Here is a 21,562-nt window from a genome sequence, read left to right as displayed (position 1 = left end):
ATGCGTAACCCTGCGCCTGCCATACAACGATGGTCAAAATATCTTCTCTTTTTACGCCACCTGAACTAACAAACTTTATCAAGTCCTGATTTGATGTGAAATGTTCTTCCTGTAATTGCTGCATGACGTTATCGTTTTCACTTCCAGTTTAAAGGGCTGTCCCTCTAATCGCTGTTGTAGCATTCTGTTTCCCAAGATTACCATGTGATGCATCCGTCTATAACGAACTTATCTGATAAGTCCACAAGTTTTTCAAGGTATCGGAAAGTGTGCGATCCATTTATTGACCTGATTTGAGTTCCTGGAAATGAGCACTACCGTCTTAAAATACCAGTAGGCAAAGTCAAGTGCAAGTGAATCTACCAATCGTCCATTTCGCGTACGCCCCCCGCGGGATAATTTTGCAGCGATAAAATCAGGTCGATCGCTGTTACTGTGTGAATTTATTTACCGCCCAATAACCACGAGGGTATTAAGGCAACCAAAGATTTAAAGTAGGGCAGTCAACGTAAATGAACGGTTTGATTATCATAAAAAAACTTCTATGAAACAAGCGGATCAGGTGCGGCAAGAATTATATCCATTAAACATCAACTTATTATTCAAAAAATTCAATCCGCTGGTTCAGGCGCTGGCTTTGCAGATTTGCGGAAATACAGCGGAGGCGGAAGATGCGGTGCAGGATGCCTGGGTTACCGTATTCACACACGGACACCAATTAAGACAGGCAGATTCATTTCTACCATGGCTGAAACGGATCGTTATCAATTCGTGTCATCAGTTAACCCGCAAGGGCAAGAGAACGGTACTTGTCGGAGAATTGCCTGAAAGCGATAAAATGATCGCGGACAGCGTCGAATCAAAGTTTGAGCTAAACGCACAGCGAGACACTCTTCATGCTGTGCTGGCTGAATTGCCCATTCATCTACGAGAAACGGTGATGCTGCGTTATCTTACGGGTTATAATTCTTATGACCAGATTGCAACAATCACCGGAGTTCCCGTGGGAACCGTGCGCAGCCGGCTCAGCGATAGTAAAAAAAAACTATCGAAACTATGGCAATCCGCTGACGATGTTGATCACTCGGTTTTTGCAAAAGACCAGTACTGGAACAGCTATTACGAGAAGATTTGTCCGGGAGCCTACAAGGATCAAAATCTGCTTTCCGACCTGTACACCCATATCGCAGACGATCTTAAAATAGTATTCACCAGCGGAAAAACGGTTACCGGCCGCCGGATGTTCGAACTTGGTTTTGAAGATGACCTGGAACATGGGAGCTTTATCAGGTCTGTAGATCAATGTAGTACCAGTGGAAATCTGACAGTACTTAAAGTTACATTCGCCAACAGTGCGGACTTCCCATTACACTGTCCTTCTGGCGCATACCTGACCTTTCTGCGGAAAGAGGATCAGCTATCTGAAATGAAAATGTACCATTCGGCCAGGCAGGCAATTAGCGATTTCTGTTAAAATTTCCCGGTCATCCGAACTTTTGCTGCACTGCCTGCATCTTAAATGAAACTTATGATCGATTTATTAGCAAATTTGCAGCCGGTTGTGCTTATCGCCATGCTCATTCTGATGTATTGCATTGAGAATGTGCTTCCCTATCTGAATCCGCCGGCAAACAAAAGAAAACATTACGGAAGAAATTTCATCATTTCACTGGTTTCGTTTTTATTAAATGCCGTTCTGGGAGCTGTTGTTGTAATGGTTGTAGAACTCACGGCCCAAAATCACTGGGGTTTGTTGAATCAGTTTGAGTTGCCCCCGGTGTTCGGATGGATCATCGGTATCTTATTATTTGATTTCGGCAGCTTTCTCACGCATAACCTCCAGCATAAAGTACCGGTCCTATGGCGTTTTCACCGCATTCATCATTCGGACAATCACCTCAACGTATCTTCATCGCTGCGGTTTCACCCGGTTGATGTCATTGTTTCCCAATGTGTTTACCAGTGCATTGGAGTAATGTTGATCGGTTTACCGATTACAGCGTTCGTCATTTACGGATCCATTGCGATTCCATTGCTGATCCTGCAGCATAGCAATGTCCGGTTCCCGGCAAAATTAGAGCGAATTGCAAGACTGATTTTCGCAACGCCAGGCTGGCACAAAATCCATCACGCATCTGAACAAAAAGATACCGATTCTCATTACGGCGACGTGTTTACCTTTTGGGACCGAATATTCGGCACCTGGGGTAAAAAGCAGCCGCATGAAATTCAGTATGGTCTGGCGGAATTCAATGAAGATAAACATCACCGGGTAGGACATCTGATGGCCTCTCCGTTCAAAAAGAATACTTCTTCCCGTTACTGATGCGTCTGCAAGTTCCATACATAAATAAGCTTACGGGTTGTATATAGATAACGGGGCTCACCCTCCTTGAATTATCCCGGTTCAGGTGTTGCCAGAGCCGGGATAAGATGTCTGGCAGCAAAACCTTTTCAGCCAGACTATATCCAAAGTTTTTACACCTATAACTGAAAAATTATGATCAAAAAAATACTTACTGGCGGAGCGCTGTTTTGCGCAGTATCTTCGCTTTGGGGCCAAACAAAAACACATCTGCCTGTCATCGACATGCATCTGCATGCCATCCCCGTTAATGATTTCGGAACACCTCCTGTAACACTTGGAGCCCCTTTTAAACTCTGGGGAGCGACCGTTCCAGGAGAGGACTACAGCGATACCTTCAACACCGCCATGAAATCGGGTGCCTGGAATGCTTTTTCATTGGTGTCGCCAAAGACGGACGAAGAACTTGAACAGGCAACGATCAGCATACTCAGAAAAAGAAACGTTTACGGGGTTTTAAGCGGCTCCATCGAAAGGGTGCGAAAATGGAAAAAAGCAGAACCGCGTCATATCATCAACGGCGTTTACTGGGACTTCGGGCATATCAGGTCTGAAAAACTGGATGCAGATTCTTTAGGCCGTCTTTTTAAAAAGGGGGAGTTCAGGGTATTTGCCGAAGTTGCTATCCAGTACGAAGGTATTGTCGCTTCGGATACCGTTTTTGAACCCTATTTAAAGATGGCGGAAGCGCAGGATATTCCGTTAGGTATACATGTCGGCCCGGGGCCTCCCGGCGCTCCGTTTTTGGGCACACCGAAATACCGTGCCCGTTTTCACAGTCCTTTGGTACTGGAGGAGGCTTTGATCAAACATCCCAAACTTCGTATTTATGCGATGCATGCGGGTTGGCCGATGCTTGATGATATGATTAGTATGTTGTATACATACCCGGAATTATATGTCGACATCGGCGTGATCGATTACATATTACCCCAAAAAGAATTTTATTATTACCTGAAAAGATTGGTTAATGCGGGATTTGGAAAGCGCATTATGTACGGATCAGATCAGATGGTTTGGCCGAAGGCGATGGAGATCAGTATTGATAATATTGAAAAGGCACCTTTTTTATCCAGATCTCAGAAACGGGATATCCTTTTTAACAACGCGGCGCGTTTCCTAAGACTTACACCAGAGCAAATCAAGGCAATGTATAAGCCGTGATCGCTAAATCCGATTCGGGGTATTTGTCAGGTCTGATACCGGCAAATACCCTGAACCTAACGGAGCCATCCGCAAATCACCGTGCACCAATCACTTTCTCCAGGCATCTCCCAGCATCAGCACGTTCTGCAATTCTTCCTGTAGTTCCCCGGCCGGCGGCAGTTCCCGCATGTTTTACTTAACCTGAGCAATAGTCTTCCTATCCTTGTTTTCTGAGGCTGCTTCGACGGGCATTTTCTGTGCCTGACAGTCATTCCCATATTGTTCAAATATCAACAATCCCGATGCTTCTTGGCGACATGTGAATTGATCCCCAACACGCCACTATTTATAATTAGCTGACTTAATGAACATTACACTATTGGCACCATAGATGCCCATGAGGTTGTATCCGATAAAGCGGGGTAAAACACTTCTTAATTTTTTAAAACAATGAAAACGAACAACAAAACGATCACACGAAGAATCCTGGCGGCATTAGCACTGCCGGTACTACTGACGGCAGTATTCTTAATGACATCAAAAAGCGCCGGGGCGCAAAAGCCGCACATCAAAAACGTGGTGCTTGTCCATGGCGCGTTCGCAGATGGTTCAGGATGGAGAGCGCTTTTTGATATCCTTACTAAAAAAGGATACAACGTCACTATCGTTCAAAACCCTTTGACTTCGCTTGAAGCGGATGTTGAGGCCACAAAAATCGCACTCGATAAACAGAACGGGCCGGCGATCCTCGTAGGACACTCATGGGGCGGCTCAGTGATTACCGAAGCCGGTAACCATCCTAAAGTGGCTGCCCTGGTTTACGTATCGGCAGTTCAGCCGGACAAAGGTGAATCAGCCTTAACTCAGCTTCAGTCTGCACCTGCCGCCAAAGAAAGCGGCATCCTGCCTCCGGACGCAAACGGAATCGTTTACTACGAGAAATCAAAGTTCCACGGAGGATTCTGCGCAGATGTTCCGGCAGACCAGGCAACCTTTATGTATGCTTCCCAGGGCCGCTTTTATGCCAAAGCATTCGCAACTCCGATCACGAATCCCGCCTGGAGACATAAACCCACCTATGCCTGCGTAGCTACCGAAGACAAAACGATCAACCCGAGCATACAGCGCAGGATTTATGCCCGCTCAAAATCAAAAGTAACCGAGATCAAAGGAAGCCACGTGATTTTCATGTCGCAGCCCGAGCTGGTTGCAAAAGTGATCGAACAGGCAGCAGCCGAAAACAAATAATTCAGCAAATCTACCTATTAATACAAATCCTTTAAACCAACGCTTTTATAACTTAAAAAATGAAAACGCCGATTAAAAACGTAGTACTTGTCCATGGCGCCTTCGCTGATGGTTCAGGTTATGAAGCCTTATTCCATATCCTTAATGACAGAGGATACAATGTATTTGTCGTACAAAATCCGCTGAGTTCACTTGAAGAAGACGTCAATCAGACGAATATCATACTGGACAGGGTAGGCGGCCCGGCAGTCCTTGTCGGCCATTCATGGGGCGGAGCAGTGATTACCGAGGCCGGAAATCACCCGAACGCTGCGGCCCTGGTATATGTTGCTGCCTTGCAGCCGGACAATGACCAGTCAGCGCTCGATTGTATTACCTCACTCCCGCCTTCGGAAGACAGCGCTATTCTGCCACCGGACGAAAAAGGCATCGTTTACAACTCAAAAGAAAAATTCCACGGCGGCTTCTGCGCCGATCTTGATGCCAGGAAGGCAGCGTTCATGTGGGCATCGCAGGGGGCATTCTATGCAAAGGCGTTTTCGACCCCGATCACCAATGCGGCCTGGAAGACCAAACCATGCTGGGGCTGCGTAGCGACCGAGGATAAAACGATCAATCCGGACATCCAGCGCAATATGTATAGCAGATCAAATACAAAAATCACGGAGATCAAGGGAAGCCATGTAATCTTCATGTCTCAGCCCGCGTCAGTGGCTGAAGTAATCATCGAGGCGGCCGAAAGCTACGTTCAATGATTGATATACAAATTCATTTTTAAAAGAATTTACATTCTTCAATGTAACATAAATCACTTATTAAAATTTAAAATCAAACGTTATGAACACAAAAACAAAACCTTCAATTGTATTATGCCATGGCATCTGGGCAGACGCTTCATGCTTCAACAAATTAATTCCCAAACTAATTGCCGAAGGGCATGAAGTGATTTCAGTTCAGTATGGACTGACAAATTTTGACCATGATGTAGCAGCAATTAAACGTACGATCAGTAGAGTAAGCAGCCCTGTTATCTTGGTCGGTCACTCGTATGGCGGTGCCACAATCACTGCTGCCGCAAGCGATGACCGTGTTATTGGATTGGTATATATAGCTGCGGTGGCACCTGCACCGGGTGAAACGGTAAACAGCCAGCTTCAGAAATTCCCATCAGAGATATTCAATCACGTTGAAGCTGCTGATGGCCGTGTCTGGATGCTTAAATCAGGTACCGCGCATTTTGCCGGTGACCTTCCGGAAGACGAACAAAAGGTAGTATGGGCCACACACTATGCACCATCTGTAGAGCTATTCGACCAGCAGTGTATAAAAGAAATCACCTGGGATACTAAGCCAAGTTGGTACATCCTGTGCACCGAGGATCATACGGTTAATCCGGACCTGCAACGTTGGGTTTCGAAACGTATGGGCGCGAAAGTGACCGAGATCAAGAGTAGTCATGTGCCGATGCTATCACACCCTGACATAGTTGTAGATGTTATCAATCAGGCCATAGCAGGCGTTTAGGCGACTATATCCACCGGAGACCGTCACATAAGTCAATTTTGAGGCGGTCTCTTTATAAAAAGCCGTTGATTTCAAATATGGGGATGCTCTTTCGACCGCGATTCTAAACATGTTTTTCACCAGGGATAGGCTATAAGTTATGTTCGCGTTTTTATCAGTGAAACACGGCCGGATGCACTGCACCTTCCCGGTTTAAGATATCAAAGGTTTTAAGTAATAAAGTCATCTGCATATCGCTGAGCGAAATCAGACCTTGGGCAACTTGTCGGAACGATTTGGACGAACTTTTTCAATATTTAGTTTCTTTAAACGTGAATTGAGTGTCGGCACTTTAATTCCGAGCACTTCCGCGGCACCGCCCGGGCCATAAACTTTCCAGTTACAGCGTTCCAGCACAGCGACAATATGCTCTCTTTCCACTTCTTCAATGGTCCTCATAAAATTGTTTGCCCCGACGGCCTTTGGCAAATAACTCCGGAGGTCACCAATGGAATTTATAACCGGCCCTGTGGCGAGCAAAATACTGCGATGAACGATGTTCTCCAATTCGCGCACGTTTCCAGGCCAGTCATAGTTTAACAATTCCTGCATGGCCTGTTCACTCATCCCGGTCACGGCGCTGCCTTCAAGTTTGCTCAGCCTTTCGATGAAATGATCGACCAGTAAGGGAAGATCCTCCTTTCGTTCCCGCAGAGGAGGCGAAACCAGAGGAAATACGTTGAGGCGATAATAAAGGTCTGCACGGAATTTTCCCGATACAATGTCCTCCTGAAGGTTACGGTTTGTTGCTGCTATTACCCGTACATTTACTTTCTTTGTTTTTCCGCCAATCACTTCGACCTCCTTCTCCTGTAGCACCCTTAAAAATTTGGCCTGTACCTCAATTGGAAGTTCGCCGATCTCATCGAGAAATATCGTTCCCCCGTCGGCCTGTTCAAAACGACCGATCCGTTTGTCAAGAGCACCGGTAAATGCTCCTTTTTCATGACCGAAAAGTTCTGACTCGATCAGGGTCGGCGGCAACGCTGCGCAATTGACCGAAATTAGGGACTGCCTGGCCTTGGCGGACAACAGATGAATGTTCCGTGCAATTAGTTCCTTGCCGGTGCCGCTTTCGCCGACGATCAGTACGGAGATATCGGAAGAAGCGATCCGTGCCATCTGCTGCTGTAGCTTCTGCATCTGCGGCGACCCACCGATCATGCCCGGAAAAAGGCTGGAGTTTGCAGCTTGTCCGGATGCTGAATTCAGCCGCTGTGTCGTCAGCGCGAGGTTTTCACGATGCGCATACAATGCTATTTCGAGCATGCTCAGAATGTCCTTTTCACGAAATGGCTTGGTCAGAAAACCAAATGGCCGCGTGGTCTTTGCAGCATCGAGAAACTCTTGTTTTGAGTTGCCTGAGAGGAAAATGAACGCAATGTTTTTGCGCGACAGTAATTTTGCGAGATCTATGCCGCTTAACTTGCCCTTCAGTTGTATATCCAGCAGTACCATGTCGGGCGATTCTTGTTCAATGACCTTGACCGCGGCAGAAACCGAGCGCGCTATTGTGCAAACGCGGTAGTCGGCCCTTCTCAGCATCACCTCGAGGTTGTTCGCCTCAATATATTGATCTTCAACGATCAGGATCTTAGCCTTATATTTCATCCTGACTAATATTTAGTTCTTGAATAACATTTCCCTTAGTTCGACATAGACTATTGTCATGATTTAATCGCGAGTTGATTAAATTTCAAGTAATATTAAGAAATTTCACCCAATTAGAAGTAGTCCTGGAATTGTGTGGCCAACCCGGATCAAAAACAGATTTTTAACCACTCGGCCATTTGTTCATATTTCACCAACTGATTCAGCGCGTTTGTTGCTATATCATCAACCAGAAGACACTTTTTTACTTTAACATATTGCAAATCAATAAAATACACCAAGGCACTTCATTTGCAGTCTTTTTCCAGATTCTGTTGATTTTTTTTTGCCGTCAGCCTGAAAAAGTTATCTCGGCAGTGAGTCGTATCATGATTGTACGGGTGATGGGCAAACCCTGATTTAAACTATTGATTATGGAAAAGGAAAAAAATGAAATAGCTAACGGGCATCTTTTCATACCGGAATTGCGGAAGGCAATTGCCAATGTCCGAGACCGAAACGAACTTTGGAAACTATTATCCGGAGCGCTGCAGGGACTGGCAGACTTTAAAAATTTCCATATTCATTCAGTCGATCATCATACGAATACGTACTTCCCTTTCTTTATAGAAAACCGATCCAGCCCACGAAACTTAAGTGAATTTCGTGCACTTTCGAATACAAGGTCGCCATTGGATGATGTAATCGTGTGTGATGCCGTCAGATCCGACAAAAGTTTTGTAATTACACTCGCGGAAGTTTTGGAGGTGAAATCGGCTCCTTTCTGGATCAGTGTTAATTATGACTATGGCATCCGCGAAGCACTTGTCACTCCGCTGAGAATCAAAAAGGAAATCGTCGGTATCTGCTATTTCTGGTCTGCAAAAAACGAAGCCTTCGGCAAGCGTTTCATGGAGATTATGGACGGCATATCCACTGAGATTGCCTATGCGGTGTCCAATACGATCATCCGCGAAATCGTAAATCCCAGCGGGTGGATCAATGAACTACTGCTTTCGTTCAGCCATCAACTTTCAGAAGTGAGGACTCGAGCTGATCTTGACTTGGTTCTTAAACGGGAGCTTAAAAAGCTCTTTCATTTTGATGAATACCTGGTGACCGCGATCGACGTCAAAACAAAAGACGACTGTGTATTTGCGACCAGTCTTACAAGTCATCCTGATGTTCTCGACTGGGTTCGCTCAAGCAAGAGCGGCAAGTTGATCTGGCAGCACGCAGCTGATTCAGCGGTCCCTTTTATCATCAACCTCGAAGATCTGGATTTCAGATGCGCACCGCCATGTCTTGCTGATATTGAGGTTGAGAATGCCGGTGAGATCATGCTGGCCATATTGCCGGAAGCTGGTAAAGGAAGATTCGGACTAATCCTGACATCCTATAAAAAGAACAGTTTCGACCCGGCAGACAGGCATTTTGTTCAATGCATATCCCGGCATTTGGGAACAGCTGTAGTCAACATTCTCGTCAATGAAGAACTCGAGCATAAGGAAAAGCATAAATCGTTGTTATTATCTTTTAGTCATGACATTGCGGCGGTACGTAATAAGCAGGACCTCACTACGGCTATAGAAAAAGCTGTTAGTCAGCTATCTACTATATCCAGGTTTGTGATTCGCAGCATTAACGAAGATGAGAAGACCATGAGCCTTTTTCTATATGACAGCCATGTAAGACGGGCTATCGAGGAGCTGGGACATCATTTTGTACTCGATGCTGTCTATCCGATTGAGGATGGCATTTCGGATGCAGTGCTTGAAGGCAACGAGACTATCGTTTACGTTCTACAGGATTGGATCGATGCTGGTAAAGCGCCATCTTATTTTCATTTCTGGAGAAGCATGGATGTAGACAAATGCGTGGCTACCCCTCTGAAAACCGGGACGCGAAAACTGGGTATCTTTTGGGTTGACTCCGACGAACCGGATGTGGATATGATCGATAGCATGTGCGCACAGATCTCTATAGCGATGTCAAATATCATTGCTAACGAGCATCTGCTCAAATATAAACAGCGGCTGGAGATCGAAAATGAACATTTGCAGGAGCAGATCCGATCCATCTATAACTTCTCCGACATTATCGGAACAAGTACGCCTATGCAGCGTGTATATCAACTAATGTCACTTGTGGCTCATTCAAACGCGACTGTATTGATTCTTGGTGAAACAGGTACCGGAAAGGAATTAATTGCCAGGGGCATACATGAGTCTTCGCCGCGAAAAAACAAGTTGATGGTTAAGGTTAACTGCGCAGCGCTGCCGGTCACTCTTATCGAATCAGAACTTTTTGGATACGAGCGAGGCGCCTTTACAGGAGCATTTGAAAGAAGAATTGGCAAATTCGAGCTGGCTCAGAACGGAACATTATTTTTGGATGAAGTAGGTGAATTGCCGCTGGAAGTGCAGGTAAAGCTGCTGCGGGTGTTGCAGGAACGGGAGTTTGAACGGCTTGGCGGCAAAGCATCAATAAAGGTTGACGTCCGTATCATAGCGGCTACAAACCGGAACCTGCTGACAGAGGTAGCCGAGGGTCGTTTTCGGCCCGACCTGTATTATCGATTAAATGTTTTCCCGATCGTTGTCCCACCGTTACGTGAGCGACGTGAAGACATTCCTTACCTTGCGCATTATTTCCTGGGCCGGTATAGTAAAAATCAGCTTTGCAAGGTTACCGGCATCTCAGCCGGTGCGATGAGCGAACTTAAAGCTTATAACTGGCCGGGGAATGTTCGTGAACTGGAACATATGATTGAGCGCAGCGTACTGCTTTCTGACAGCAAAATTCTAACTCAGATTTATCTGCCGGAGGTAAATGATCAGGACGGCGCCGGATCAGCTACTGCCATAACTAACCTGGCAGGGGTCGAAAAACAACACATCATTGGTGTGCTGCGCAGATGCGGCGGAAAAATATCCGGAAAAGGCGGAGCCGCCGAACTCTTAAAATTGCCGCCGTCGACACTTAATTCCAAAATGAGAAAACTCGGTATCGGCAAAAATTCAATTGAATAGGCGAGGCGCGTAGACAGTCAAAACCGCCTTATGCATCCTGTTTGTTCACGTTTGATTGATGCTGCAGCCTATATTTTTGGGGAGAGAGCTGTTGGGTTTTAGAGAACAAACGTGAGAAATAGGCCTGGTCCCGATAGCCTAATTCATGTGCGATATCTTTTATCGGTTTCGCAGTCGAGGACAGTAATACCCTGGCCTCATTCATGATCATTTTTTGAATCCAGTAGCTGACCGTGAAACCAGTTGATGCCTTGATTGCCTGATTCAGGTAGGGTGTAGACAATCGTAATGCTTCCGCATAATCGGCAGGCCTTTTCATCTCCTTAAATTTTTTAAGAAGCAGCTCCTTGAATTCCCTTGTGATACCAGAAAATCTGGCATGTTCATCGTGTGCGAGGGAAGTCGGTACCGCATATTCTTCGGTAAGCATTCCGGAAATAATATCGATCAACCCTTTTCTCACTGTCAGCCGGCTAAAACCATACAACGATTCCCGAAGCTCTTCGTCCAAAAAACGCATGACTTTTTCAAACCGTTCCGCCTTTACAGGCGAAATAGGAACTGGCTTTTTCCCATAGTAGTGTTCATTGAGCTTTAACCTAAGGTTTTCCTGAATCAAAGAAGGATTTAAGGCTAATATCCAGCATGCTGTCTGCGATTTCACGTGGTGCCGAAGCTGACCCGGCAATATGAAGTATACAGAATGCCCGTTCAGTTCTACCTGATTGTCATCGACCATGAGACACAGATATCCTTTTTCCTGAAACAAAAGCATATAATCTGCATCACGATGAGGTAAATTAACCGGATCAGCCGCCTCGATGTCGGTGAGATGGCTGATATAAACATCGGCCGATGCTGTTTCCAAAGTACGAATGCCACCGGGTATGCTTTTCTTATTCATCATTTTAAATTTATCAGCAATTATTGCTGTTGTGATAAGGTGTCATTAAAATTCCATTGATTCCGGAATCGAGGAATTGCACTCCAATATCACGCAGGTGTTATCAAGGCGACGGTCGTCGATAAAGAAATGTCTTTCCGTAATTTCAAACTCGTTGAGGTACGCCAGGATTTCGTTCTTTGAATGAATAGCGATAAAGGCTGTCCTGGAAGTTTTTATCCTGAATCTGTGCAAATCCGGCCGCGGACCATGCCCGCGCAAGCAGCGATGTTGTTATCTTTTTCATATTCATATCTGAAATGTGTTAAACTGTCTTGCCGGATTACGCGGCATTTATCCGCAGCCGGCTTATTTCAGACATTCAAATGCGAGACCGGTAGTTAAGTAATTGTCTTGCAACAAATTAAAATATAGTACAACCCCAAATGTTGCGAAATTCCGTTGATTGTATTTTAAAATGTTGATATATAACCAATCATGAGTTGGCATTATGCCAGCGACTGTCGCAGGATATAACCCTGTTTCCGGCTATTAACGATCTCGAAGGAAGGATCATCTTTCAAGAACTTCCGAAGCCGGGTAATATAAACATCCATGCTTCGGGCATTAAAAACATTGTCTTCTCCCCACAGCCTGATGAGTGCCTGGCGACGATCCAGCAATTCATTTTTATGCTGCAAAAGCATTAAAAGCAAATCTGCTTCCCGCTGCGAGAGTTGCATCAGCTTTTCTCTGTGCCACAATTGTTGCTGTTGTGGAAGCAGCCTGTATGCGCCAAAAGCTATTTCCGTCACCTTTACTGCCGAAGTTTTACCAACCCTCCTCCTCAGAAGAGCTTTCAGCCTGAGAATTAGCTCTTCCATGCTGAAGGGTTTTTTCAGGTAATCATCTGCGCCAAATTCCAGACCTTTGATTACATCCTCGTTCTGTGTTCTGGCAGTCAGAAAAATAAGCGGAATTTCCTCATCAACCACCCGTATATCTTTTACCAACGAAAAGCCGTCTTTTCGCGGCATCATCACATCAATCACACAGATTTCCGGTTTTTCCGCTTTATACTTACTCCATCCTTCCACCCCGTTGACCGCAATGGATATCGCAAAGCCTCTTTTTTCCAGCGATTCTTTCACGATTGCAGCCAGGATTGGTTCATCCTCAACCAAGAGTACCTTAATGACTTCCATGATTTTTAAATTTCAAATGAAAAGAAGTACCATAACCAGGCCTGCTGTTCACGTCAATTCTGCCGTACAGTTTTTTTACCAATTCGTCTACATAGGCGAGGCCGATCCCATATCCTTTAACTTCATGCAAGTCGCCTGAAGGCACCCGGTAAAACTTGTCAAATATATATGGCAGATGTACAGCGGGAATGCCGCGGCCGTTATCTTTAACGATCAGTTCCCAGCCTTTTCGGCGAACGGTCGTCTTAATAACAATTCTTGGATCGGGCGACGAGTATTTGATCGCGTTGTCTACCAGATTATTAAGAATAATTGTCATCATATACGGATCGGTGTTTATCTCAGCCGGTCCATTTTCCAAATCTGTTGCAATATTAGCACTGGTATCGAGTGTATATCTTGAAACTATGCTATTGACCAGCTTTTCGGTATCAACATACCGAAAAGTAGCTTTTCTATTTACATCACTATTCAGCATGACGCCCATCATACGCTCGAGGCTGGTATCCATTTCATTGATGATGCCGGCATTAATCCCGAGATAACGATTTCGTGTGTCGGCGTCTTCGGCAGCACCAAAATTGAGCAAAGCCTCGTTAGATGTCCGGAGAATACTCAACGGCGTCCGGAGCTCATGCGAGATATTATTAATAAACTCGTTTTTCATGTTGTCAAGCCGTGCCTGACGTAAGATAATCCGTCCCATGAAGATCAGGCTTATCACCGACAAGATGATCAGAATGCTGGATACGATGGCGGGCCCAGGTTTTGACGAACAATCGTCCACCCGCGATGAACGGGGATTGCGTCGATCACCAGGGGAGCCTTATAATAATTAATCAAGCAACTGATTTCGGGGCCCGGCCTGATACCTCTTCGAGCCGACAAGGAAAACTTTTCTGTTATATGGCGGGCGGCCAGTTCCTTTTCAAAAATCCGGTTCAACGTATCCAGATTCACCTGCTGATGCTGCTGCTGAGAAGTCAGTCGTGCAACCAATGCTTTGATCTCTTTCAAATGAATCGTATCGATTGCCACCGTGGCAAATTCGGCATTGAACCTACGTTTGGTCCGGGGGGTGTCGAGAGCGACCGGATCCTGGTTAGGGATCGTTCTTGTCATAAAGGTTAACGTTGGCCTCGGATACTGCAGGGAAGTCGGCAGTTTGATCTTCATCAGTTGATATTTGTCGACGCTGGTACGCAGCGCATAGTTCGCAGCAGCGACAAAATTCGATCTCGTTTGCCGGTAATTATAATAAACCCAGTAAAACTGACACGCTATAATCATGGCGGCCACTAACCCGGTGATCCAAAAGATAAATACCAGTCTTTTCTTCATTGAATACAAAAATATGCATAACCCAAACCTTATCATCATCAGTTAACAATAGTTAACACACTTTGTGGTTGGGTTAACATTTGCCGGCCGATACCCGTCTAATTTTGGAGTATGAAAAATATTATAAAAACAATATGGTTGCTTGCTGTAACCCTTCTCCCTTTTTTTGCAGGTGCACAGCAAATGATGGTCAGCAAATTTATTCTTCCGAATGGCAGGGAAATAACGCCGGACAAACTTGATAGTGTGAAAAACGCATGGAACGGGGAGCGCATTTTATTCCAGCACAATGACGAAGACGACAAAAATCATGTAATGAGACTCATCCGTATGACGCCGGAAATGGCAAAGATGCTCCAGGACCAGGATGAAAAACGCCGGAAGGCCGTACAGGAAATGACCGGTAAGCCTGCTCCTGATTTTGCTTTGCAGGATGTTTACGGGAAGCTCTGGAAGCTGAGCAAACTCAGGGGCAAGGTAGTCGTTCTCAACTTCTGGTTCACGTCTTGTCCGCCATGTATCCAGGAAATACCAAAGCTCAACAGCCTGGTTGATAAGTACAAAGACAAAGAAGTGATTTTTCTTGCACTAACGTTCAACGATGGCGCCAATGCGGAATCTTTTCTAAAAACGCACGCCTTTTCCTACACCGTACTTCCTGCATCAAAGACAGCAGATAAAGCTTATCAAATCACGTCCTGGCCCAGCAGTTTTGTGATCGGGCGCGACGGAAAGGTGAAGTTTGCAACCGGCTCCGAAGAGAACATCGACCTTTCACTCATCAAACAAATTGACGCGGAGCTGTAATTGCATCAATTCAATTATCAGTAGATCAATTTCGATGGTAATCTTGAAATTGACCACTTTCAATTTAAGTCTAAATCCGCCAATTTCTTCAAACCATAAAAGAAATGGTTTGTTACAATTAAAGTCTGGACCGCAGCAATAAAAAAGGTCATTTTCGATAAGAAAATGACCTTTTTGCTTTTAAAGGCATCTTTTTTCTCCGACTAAATATCGATTCACATTCACATCGCCCCGTATCTGATCAGATGATTTTTTTCCTATTTAAATACCTCATTAACAGTATTTTAATAATTTACTAACAAATTGCTTATCATATATATTATTTGTAAGTTTATGTAACCAATTGTATTATTTATGGCGGTAAAATTTTAGGCATTTATTTGGGCCTTACTTTACTTTTTTATTGAATAATTAAGTTATCAACCGCCAAATAAAAGCCTTCGCAAAACGAAATAATTTCCTATATCATATTTAAACTTAAGCACTATGAATAAGATTTTAATTTTCGCAGCTTTATTTAGCTTCCTGATTCTGGGATGTAAGAAAAAAGAGAAGTCTTCTGATACAGGCCTGTCGGGTGCATATGAACTTGAAAAACAAGTTCTCGATCGGGGAGGCAAAGACTCTATTATTAAACGAACGCAAGTTAAAATCTATACGGATCGTAACTATGTATACGCCAGTATAGTTCCCGATTCATCTGTTGGATTTGGTGTTGGCACGTACACACTTGACTCGGCTAACCGACTTCAGGAACATAGTATTTATACCAGCAGAGCGCTTGACTCATCCCTAACCTATAATCTTGAGATTACAAGAAAACCTGATGGTTTTACCCAAGTCATTCCCGACTTTGCCACGGTAAAAGGTGTAAAATATGCATTGAAAGAAGAGTATAAAAAATTCCCGCCAGCAGATACGTCATTGCTTGATGGCTTGTGGAAAATGGAAAAAACCTATACCATAAAAGGCAAAGACACGATCCCAACCGATGTAACGCAGTATAAAATATTCTGGGGAGGACATTTTATTTTCATACACAGGTTCGTTCAGAATAAGGAAAAAAACATCTTTAAAAATGGTTTTGGTACCGGGGTATTTACTTTTAGTAATGATACGCTTAGAGAAGAAGAGCAAATATCAAATTACCGGCTTCTTCAGGGTAATAAATTTACCGTTAAAGTCACGATGAATGGTCATGACGAATATACCCAGGTGATTAATAGTGCAACCAACGGCCAATCTGTAGAAATATACAAGCGTGTCAAATAAAAATTTCTTATTTAACCTTGTGCCACTGGTTCGGTCTCTGTTGGTACCACAGAAACAGAAATCCTCTTAGTTAACGCTAAGGGGATTTTTTGCGTTTATAAGCCTTTCAGACTTCTGGGGTTTATCAAACTTCTGAGTTTGAGGTGAAACTTATTAACTACGGTTAAAGTGATTTAGTGGTTATCTTCGAATATCGGTTTGGAGCGACCGATTAAACAATTCCAATTGCCTGTATAAGAATATTTGCTAACTATGTACCTGCGTTAACCTATGTGCCAATTAACCTACCTGCTGCGATAAATTGGCTTAAAATATTAAAACTCAAAATCATGAACCCAACTGGAGTTATTATCAGACAAAGCGATTACACAGTGAAAGAAGTAATCGATCGCCTGGAGAATGCCTTAAAACAAAAGGGCATTACAATTTACGCGCGGATAGATCAGCAGGCAGAAGCACTTAAAGGAGGGATCAACCTTCCGCCACTTGAGTTTCTTTTATTTGGCAACCCGGCTAAAGGAGGGTTGATAATGGAGTTTAATCCCGCGACAGCGCTCGACCTGCCCCTTAAAGTTATCGCCTGGAAAAACGGTGAGAACAAAACATGGGTAGCTTACAATGATCCGGACTTTATAAAGCAGCGTTATTCGTTAACAGACCAATTGACTGCAATCCTGGATATCGGTCCTATTGTCACAGCAATTCTACAGCATTAAATATTTTAATTTAAGGAGCTACAAAGCCATAAAAAAGAAAGGCCATCTTTCGATGGCCTTTCTTTTTTATAATAATCTCAACAAGAAACTTCTCTGCTGAATGTTTTAGCTTCCCATGCAAATCATTCGCTTCGCAAGCTTTTCACCGGGTTCACAATAGCAGCTCTGATTGTCTGGAAGCTTGATGTAATAAAGGCAGTTAATAGCATTCCAGCACCACTTGCCGCAAATATCCACCAACTAATGGTCGTTTTATCTGCATAGCTTTCCATCCATTTGTTCATAGCCCACCAGGCCAGCGGTGTCACAATTACAAATGCCAGGAGGATAAGCAATATCAATTCGGTAGAGAGTAAGCGTACAATTTCCGTAACCGACGCGCCAAGCACCTTACGTATGCCAATCTCCTTGGTACGCTGACCGGTTGTATAAATAGCCAGGCCAAGCAGGCCGAGGCAGCTGATGAATATGGAAAGACCAGTAGCCCAGCTCAATAAGGTAGACGTTTGTTTCTCCTGATCGTAGAATTGTTCTATCGATTTATCGTAAAACTTATAATTGGTATCGTCGTCGGGGTAAAATTCTTTCCAGATCTTGTTCATTGCGGTCATTGTTTTTGACCAGGAAAGGCTGCCAGGAGTTTCAGGTTTCAGGGCAATATGGATAACGCTATTATGAAAGAAGTTGTTACCGCCGGGCGCGAGAATAACCAGGGGACCTATCGGCGACTGGAGTGAATGGGTATAGAAATTACCGGCAACACCAACAATCCGCCGGGATTTTGAATTGTTCAGTTTCTCCAGCGTTTTGCCAATCGCGTCGCCCGGGTTTGCAAATCCAATGGTACGGGCGTACTTTTCATTAATTACCACAGCTGTTGTACTATCCGCAGCAGTAATATTCCGGCCGGCTAATATTTTGATATGATAAAGTTTAATATAATTTTCATCGGCATATTTTATTTCAACCGAAGTGATGATTTCCTTTTTCCCATCCTTATAAAGTGCATTTGTAGCATTTGTTGCCCCTGATGAAGGAGGGAAATACCCAAGGCTTACCATTTCAACACCGGGCAGGGCGCCGAGTTTGTTTAACATCACCTTGTTTGTAGACGCTTTACCAACCTTGTACGGGGTTTGGGCATAAACAATCGCGTCTTTTTTAAAACCGAGGTCCTTATGCAGGGCATAATAAATCTGTTTGCTTACCAACATGGTAGCCATAATAAAAAACTGGGCAATAATAAACTGCGATACGGTGAGGGATTTGCGCAGCCATGCATTCCGGGTTTTGTGGGTGCCGCTTTGCAACTGGTTTTTGAGCACCGAAACAGGTTTATAACCCGACAGCATTAGCGCGGGATAAAAGCCTGATAATATGCTAACGATAACTGTTAACACAAACAGGAATATAAATATATCGGGCTGGTGCAGAAAATTGGCTTTTACACCGGAGGCTACAAAACCCGAGAACAGTTTTAAGATCAAGGGCGTTAAGCCGATTGAAATAATCACCGCGAAAAGTGTTATCAAAAATGTTTCGCTCAAAAACTGCATGATCAGTTGCGTACGGCTGCTCCCCATAGTTTTACGGATGCCTATTTCTTTTGCCCGTTGGGTAGCCTGTGCCGTAGTTAAATTGATAAAGTTAATACAGCCTAACAGCAGCAGGAAACCTGCAATGGCCAGCAACATATACGATTTACTTTTACTTGCAGGCCCGCTAAAATCAAAAGTACCATATAGCTGATTAAAATGGATATCGCTCAACGGCTGAACGGTGTAGGTCTGCTCGCTCGCGTTTTTGAGGTCTTCGGCACTTTGCGGGTTGCTCTTTTTATACAGGGCGTTAACCTGCTTTTGCACGTTTGCAGCCGAAGCTTTCGGATTCAATTTAATAAACACCTCTGATGCAGAGTTTGTACTCCCCCAACTATCCAGCTGCATATCCATGCCCAGTCTGTTTTTGAGGTTGCCCGAGCTGAACGAAATAAAGTCGTGGGCAGAAAAATCGGTATTCTCTTTTATGGTTTCAACAATGCCCGATACCGTTGTTTTTAATGTATCATAAGTTACCGTTTTACCAATCATCTGCTCGTAGCTGAGCGAGGGAAAGTAAACCTTGGCCCGCTCGGAAGTAAGTACAACATGGTAAGGTTCGTTTAACGCCGTTGTAGGCGAGCCGGCAAGCCACGTGTAATTGATTATCTTAAAATAGTTCTGATCGGCCAGGGTAATATGATCTTGTCCTTTAAGCTTTACGGGGGCGTTGTTTTTATCGGTAACCATTACATCAGGGTTCAATGTATACAAGGGCGCCACTATTTCGACCCCGGTAACGTTAGCCTTTATCCCCGCGGCCATCGGGGTGGTAACCCCATAGCTATGGCTCTCGTTGCCCTGAAATTTAAAATTGGATACCACGCGATATATCCGGTCACTATCCTTATGAAACTTATCAAATGAAAAATCGTAGTGTACTATCAAATAAATTACCAGCGAGGCGCTGATACCAATTGAAAGCCCTACAATATTGATCAGTGTAAATACTTTGTGTTTCCAGAAATTCCGGAAGGCGATTTTTAAGTAATTTTTAAACATAGTGCCGCGATTTGATTTCGAAGGAGACCACTTAGGAATGGCATCACGATTCGAAATTACGGGCGCAAATTGAGGGTGAATGCCCAATTTATAAGTTGAGCAATCCTTTTTCAGGTTATTTTTATACTCCATCGGGCTTTGCCCGGTCATTTGTTTAAAAACACGGGTAAAGGTACTTTGCGAATTAAATCCAGCTTCATAGGCTATGCCCAGAAAAGTGATATGATCGTAAGCGGGATCCTGCATTTTTGCGGCCACATCCCTCACACGGTATTCGTTAACAAAATCATTAAAGCTTTTTTTAAGTACCGTATTAAGGATACGCGATAGTTCATGTGTATGCAGATCGAGTTTTCCGGCTAATGAACTTAGCGTTAATTCGGGATCCTGATAATATAAGTTGGCTTCCATTGCCCTCTTCAACCAAATCCCTTTACTCTTTGATTCTCCCGTTGGCGACGATCTGAGAGGCGTAGATTGCTGAACAATTAGTGCAGCCTGTGGCCTCAGGAAAGCAGCCATCGAAGTCCATATAATGATTACCGCCAGGAAGATGTAGAAAGTATAATAAACGTGTGTACCCAATTGATTCCGGTAGCCGAAATTGTCTACGGCGGCATAGGCGATCCACAAGGTCCACAATAAGGCCGTAGCCGCCAATAAGCGGCGCAGCCATCGAAATTCAAGAAGCGACCGGTCCATCAAAACAGGTTGCAGCCGCCGGTAAAAATGCTGGATAAGCTGATGTGACTTATACAGATAAGTCATGATTGAAATAAAGATGAGCAACTGTAGTACCGGATTCAACACCTGAAAAATATTGGTTATGTAGGTAGCAGCCCCCGTCCGGATGCTTTCTTTAATCTCCAATACCAGCACGGCTTGCTCCAACAACAGCGGACTGAAATGCAGCAGGTGCCTCCGGGTAAATTTGAATTCAGGGCGCGTTATTTTCAGCACATAGAAATAGATCATCGGCCCCATAGCCAGTAAAAATTGCATGGGTAACCTATCCCATCCGGGCAGATAGGTTTCCAGCCGCATATCCATACCTAAAACCCGTATCATCCACAAAACCATTGTGGCCAGAGCCAGGGCAAGAAAGCGGTTTGCAGAGCGATTGACGCTTTTTGTGAACCATAGAAGCAAAGCGAAGGTAAGCCCTACGAATATTGTTCCGAGGGCGGCCAGGTCATACAGGTTGATATGAAAGGTGTAAGAATTCAAGTAATTAAATATATCAATCGATATTCCAATCCACTAACAGTCTGATAAATAAAATATTACATTTTAGTCAAACTATACACTTGTAACAAAACCGAACATTAATGCGTCCGGTTTTGAAATGCCATTTCAGTTTGAGCAAAAGCTGATCTTATTAACACAAATTGTTAAGGTAAAAATAAAGCTTAAATAGGTACAGGTTGATTTTTTCTTAATCAAACAAAGGCTTGGTTAAGATAAGGCATCAGGCTACAAATATCAATATCAGGAGAATCCAACCAATGACCAGTAGGCATGCACTTCCCTGTGCATCGATAATTCTCGTTAGTTCCCCAACCGCTTTCAACGACTGTTTTTGCCTGTTTAACGAATACCAACTCAAATCTCATACCAGGCATTCTATTTTTATACCAATAAAAATATGAACATGGGCTTATTGATTTTCACAACGATATTAAGAAGTAAGCGGGACAAGGAAACACCCCGGCATTACCGGCACGGAATGGAGATAGTTAAATAACCCGGTTATAATTAAGCTTTACAACCTGCAATGAAAAAGCTACTGCATAA

The 21,562-nt window shown here is 44.1% G+C and carries 16 protein-coding genes; 10 read left to right on the top strand and 6 right to left on the bottom strand.

Going from position 1 to position 21,562, the window contains the following annotated elements; translation table 11 throughout:
* The first annotated feature begins 544 nt into the window (after positions 1–544).
* The 6 genes from DEO27_RS30965 to DEO27_RS30940 all read left to right on the top strand — a co-directional run bounded on the left by DEO27_RS30965 (position 545) and on the right by DEO27_RS30940 (position 6,283).
* Complete coding sequence (locus DEO27_RS30965; RefSeq protein ID WP_112573180.1) at positions 545–1,474, top strand: RNA polymerase sigma factor; 930 nt, start codon at positions 545–547, stop codon at positions 1,472–1,474.
* A gap of 54 nt (positions 1,475–1,528) precedes the next feature.
* Positions 1,529–2,326: a sterol desaturase family protein gene (locus tag DEO27_RS30960; RefSeq protein ID WP_190295286.1), complete on the top strand. Its 798-nt coding sequence runs from the start codon at positions 1,529–1,531 to the stop codon at positions 2,324–2,326.
* Between the two features lie 174 nt (positions 2,327–2,500).
* Complete coding sequence (locus tag DEO27_RS30955; protein ID WP_112573176.1) at positions 2,501–3,529, top strand: amidohydrolase family protein; 1,029 nt, start codon at positions 2,501–2,503, stop codon at positions 3,527–3,529.
* A 513-nt stretch (positions 3,530–4,042) separates the two neighbouring features.
* Complete coding sequence (locus tag DEO27_RS30950) at positions 4,043–4,759, top strand: alpha/beta fold hydrolase (RefSeq protein ID WP_223818099.1); 717 nt, start codon at positions 4,043–4,045, stop codon at positions 4,757–4,759.
* 59 nt (positions 4,760–4,818) lie between these two features.
* Positions 4,819–5,514, top strand: a complete 696-nt coding sequence (locus DEO27_RS30945; protein ID WP_112573172.1) for an alpha/beta hydrolase — start codon at positions 4,819–4,821, stop codon at positions 5,512–5,514.
* An 82-nt stretch (positions 5,515–5,596) separates the two neighbouring features.
* On the top strand, positions 5,597–6,283 hold the full coding sequence (locus tag DEO27_RS30940; protein ID WP_112573170.1) for an alpha/beta hydrolase: 687 nt from the start codon (positions 5,597–5,599) through the stop codon (positions 6,281–6,283).
* Between the two features lie 246 nt (positions 6,284–6,529).
* On the opposite strand, the gene DEO27_RS30935 is transcribed toward DEO27_RS30940, so the two are convergent.
* Positions 6,530–7,933 (bottom strand): sigma-54-dependent transcriptional regulator, encoded by a 1,404-nt coding sequence (locus tag DEO27_RS30935; RefSeq protein WP_112573168.1) that lies wholly within the window; start codon positions 7,931–7,933, stop codon positions 6,530–6,532.
* Between the two features lie 413 nt (positions 7,934–8,346).
* On the opposite strand from DEO27_RS30935, the gene DEO27_RS30930 reads away from it, so the two are divergent.
* Positions 8,347–10,944: a sigma 54-interacting transcriptional regulator gene (locus tag DEO27_RS30930; protein ID WP_223818098.1), complete on the top strand. Its 2,598-nt coding sequence runs from the start codon at positions 8,347–8,349 to the stop codon at positions 10,942–10,944.
* 28 nt (positions 10,945–10,972) lie between these two features.
* Here the strand turns inward: DEO27_RS30930 and DEO27_RS30925 are convergent, their stop codons facing one another.
* The 4 genes from DEO27_RS30925 to DEO27_RS30910 form a co-directional block, all read right to left on the bottom strand.
* Positions 10,973–11,851, bottom strand: coding sequence for a helix-turn-helix domain-containing protein (locus tag DEO27_RS30925; protein ID WP_112573167.1), 879 nt, complete (start codon positions 11,849–11,851; stop codon positions 10,973–10,975).
* Between the two features lie 485 nt (positions 11,852–12,336).
* On the bottom strand, positions 12,337–13,032 hold the full coding sequence (locus tag DEO27_RS30920; RefSeq protein WP_112573165.1) for a response regulator transcription factor: 696 nt from the start codon (positions 13,030–13,032) through the stop codon (positions 12,337–12,339).
* Positions 13,019–13,738: a sensor histidine kinase gene (locus DEO27_RS30915; RefSeq protein WP_112573163.1), complete on the bottom strand. Its 720-nt coding sequence runs from the start codon at positions 13,736–13,738 to the stop codon at positions 13,019–13,021. Before DEO27_RS30915 ends, DEO27_RS30920 begins: the two co-directional genes overlap by 14 nt.
* Before the next feature lie 29 nt (positions 13,739–13,767).
* On the bottom strand, positions 13,768–14,373 hold the full coding sequence (locus DEO27_RS30910; RefSeq protein WP_112573161.1) for a hypothetical protein: 606 nt from the start codon (positions 14,371–14,373) through the stop codon (positions 13,768–13,770).
* 111 nt (positions 14,374–14,484) lie between these two features.
* On the opposite strand from DEO27_RS30910, the gene DEO27_RS30905 reads away from it, so the two are divergent.
* The 3 genes from DEO27_RS30905 (at position 14,485) to DEO27_RS30895 (ending at position 17,168) form a co-directional block, all read left to right on the top strand.
* Positions 14,485–15,180, top strand: a complete 696-nt coding sequence (locus tag DEO27_RS30905) for a peroxiredoxin family protein (RefSeq protein ID WP_112573159.1) — start codon at positions 14,485–14,487, stop codon at positions 15,178–15,180.
* Positions 15,181–15,666: 486 nt separating this feature from the next.
* Positions 15,667–16,452 (top strand): hypothetical protein, encoded by a 786-nt coding sequence (locus tag DEO27_RS30900; protein ID WP_112573157.1) that lies wholly within the window; start codon positions 15,667–15,669, stop codon positions 16,450–16,452.
* Positions 16,453–16,781: 329 nt separating this feature from the next.
* Positions 16,782–17,168 (top strand): DUF302 domain-containing protein, encoded by a 387-nt coding sequence (locus DEO27_RS30895; RefSeq protein WP_112573504.1) that lies wholly within the window; start codon positions 16,782–16,784, stop codon positions 17,166–17,168.
* 122 nt (positions 17,169–17,290) lie between these two features.
* On the opposite strand, the gene DEO27_RS30890 is transcribed toward DEO27_RS30895, so the two are convergent.
* Positions 17,291–20,995 (bottom strand): ABC transporter permease, encoded by a 3,705-nt coding sequence (locus DEO27_RS30890; RefSeq protein WP_112573155.1) that lies wholly within the window; start codon positions 20,993–20,995, stop codon positions 17,291–17,293.
* Between the last annotated feature and the right edge of the window lie 567 nt (positions 20,996–21,562).

This window comes from Mucilaginibacter rubeus, from assembly GCF_003286415.2.
Taxonomy (GTDB): Bacteria; Bacteroidota; Bacteroidia; order Sphingobacteriales; family Sphingobacteriaceae; genus Mucilaginibacter; species Mucilaginibacter rubeus_A.
The sequence above is the reverse complement of the archived record's forward strand: the minus strand, read 5'-3'. Positions and strand labels throughout refer to the sequence as shown.

Coding starts and splice junctions, on each gene's coding strand:
- DEO27_RS30965 (WP_112573180.1), top strand. CDS start 545: ATGAAACAAGCGGATCAGGTGCGGCAAGAATTATATCCATTAAACATC.
- DEO27_RS30960 (WP_190295286.1), top strand. CDS start 1,529: ATGATCGATTTATTAGCAAATTTGCAGCCGGTTGTGCTTATCGCCATG.
- DEO27_RS30955 (WP_112573176.1), top strand. CDS start 2,501: ATGATCAAAAAAATACTTACTGGCGGAGCGCTGTTTTGCGCAGTATCT.
- DEO27_RS30950 (WP_223818099.1), top strand. CDS start 4,043: ATGACATCAAAAAGCGCCGGGGCGCAAAAGCCGCACATCAAAAACGTG.
- DEO27_RS30945 (WP_112573172.1), top strand. CDS start 4,819: ATGAAAACGCCGATTAAAAACGTAGTACTTGTCCATGGCGCCTTCGCT.
- DEO27_RS30940 (WP_112573170.1), top strand. CDS start 5,597: ATGAACACAAAAACAAAACCTTCAATTGTATTATGCCATGGCATCTGG.
- DEO27_RS30935 (WP_112573168.1), bottom strand. CDS start 7,933: ATGAAATATAAGGCTAAGATCCTGATCGTTGAAGATCAATATATTGAG.
- DEO27_RS30930 (WP_223818098.1), top strand. CDS start 8,347: ATGGAAAAGGAAAAAAATGAAATAGCTAACGGGCATCTTTTCATACCG.
- DEO27_RS30925 (WP_112573167.1), bottom strand. CDS start 11,851: ATGATGAATAAGAAAAGCATACCCGGTGGCATTCGTACTTTGGAAACA.
- DEO27_RS30920 (WP_112573165.1), bottom strand. CDS start 13,032: ATGGAAGTCATTAAGGTACTCTTGGTTGAGGATGAACCAATCCTGGCT.
- DEO27_RS30915 (WP_112573163.1), bottom strand. CDS start 13,738: ATGGGACGGATTATCTTACGTCAGGCACGGCTTGACAACATGAAAAAC.
- DEO27_RS30910 (WP_112573161.1), bottom strand. CDS start 14,373: ATGAAGAAAAGACTGGTATTTATCTTTTGGATCACCGGGTTAGTGGCC.
- DEO27_RS30905 (WP_112573159.1), top strand. CDS start 14,485: ATGAAAAATATTATAAAAACAATATGGTTGCTTGCTGTAACCCTTCTC.
- DEO27_RS30900 (WP_112573157.1), top strand. CDS start 15,667: ATGAATAAGATTTTAATTTTCGCAGCTTTATTTAGCTTCCTGATTCTG.
- DEO27_RS30895 (WP_112573504.1), top strand. CDS start 16,782: ATGAACCCAACTGGAGTTATTATCAGACAAAGCGATTACACAGTGAAA.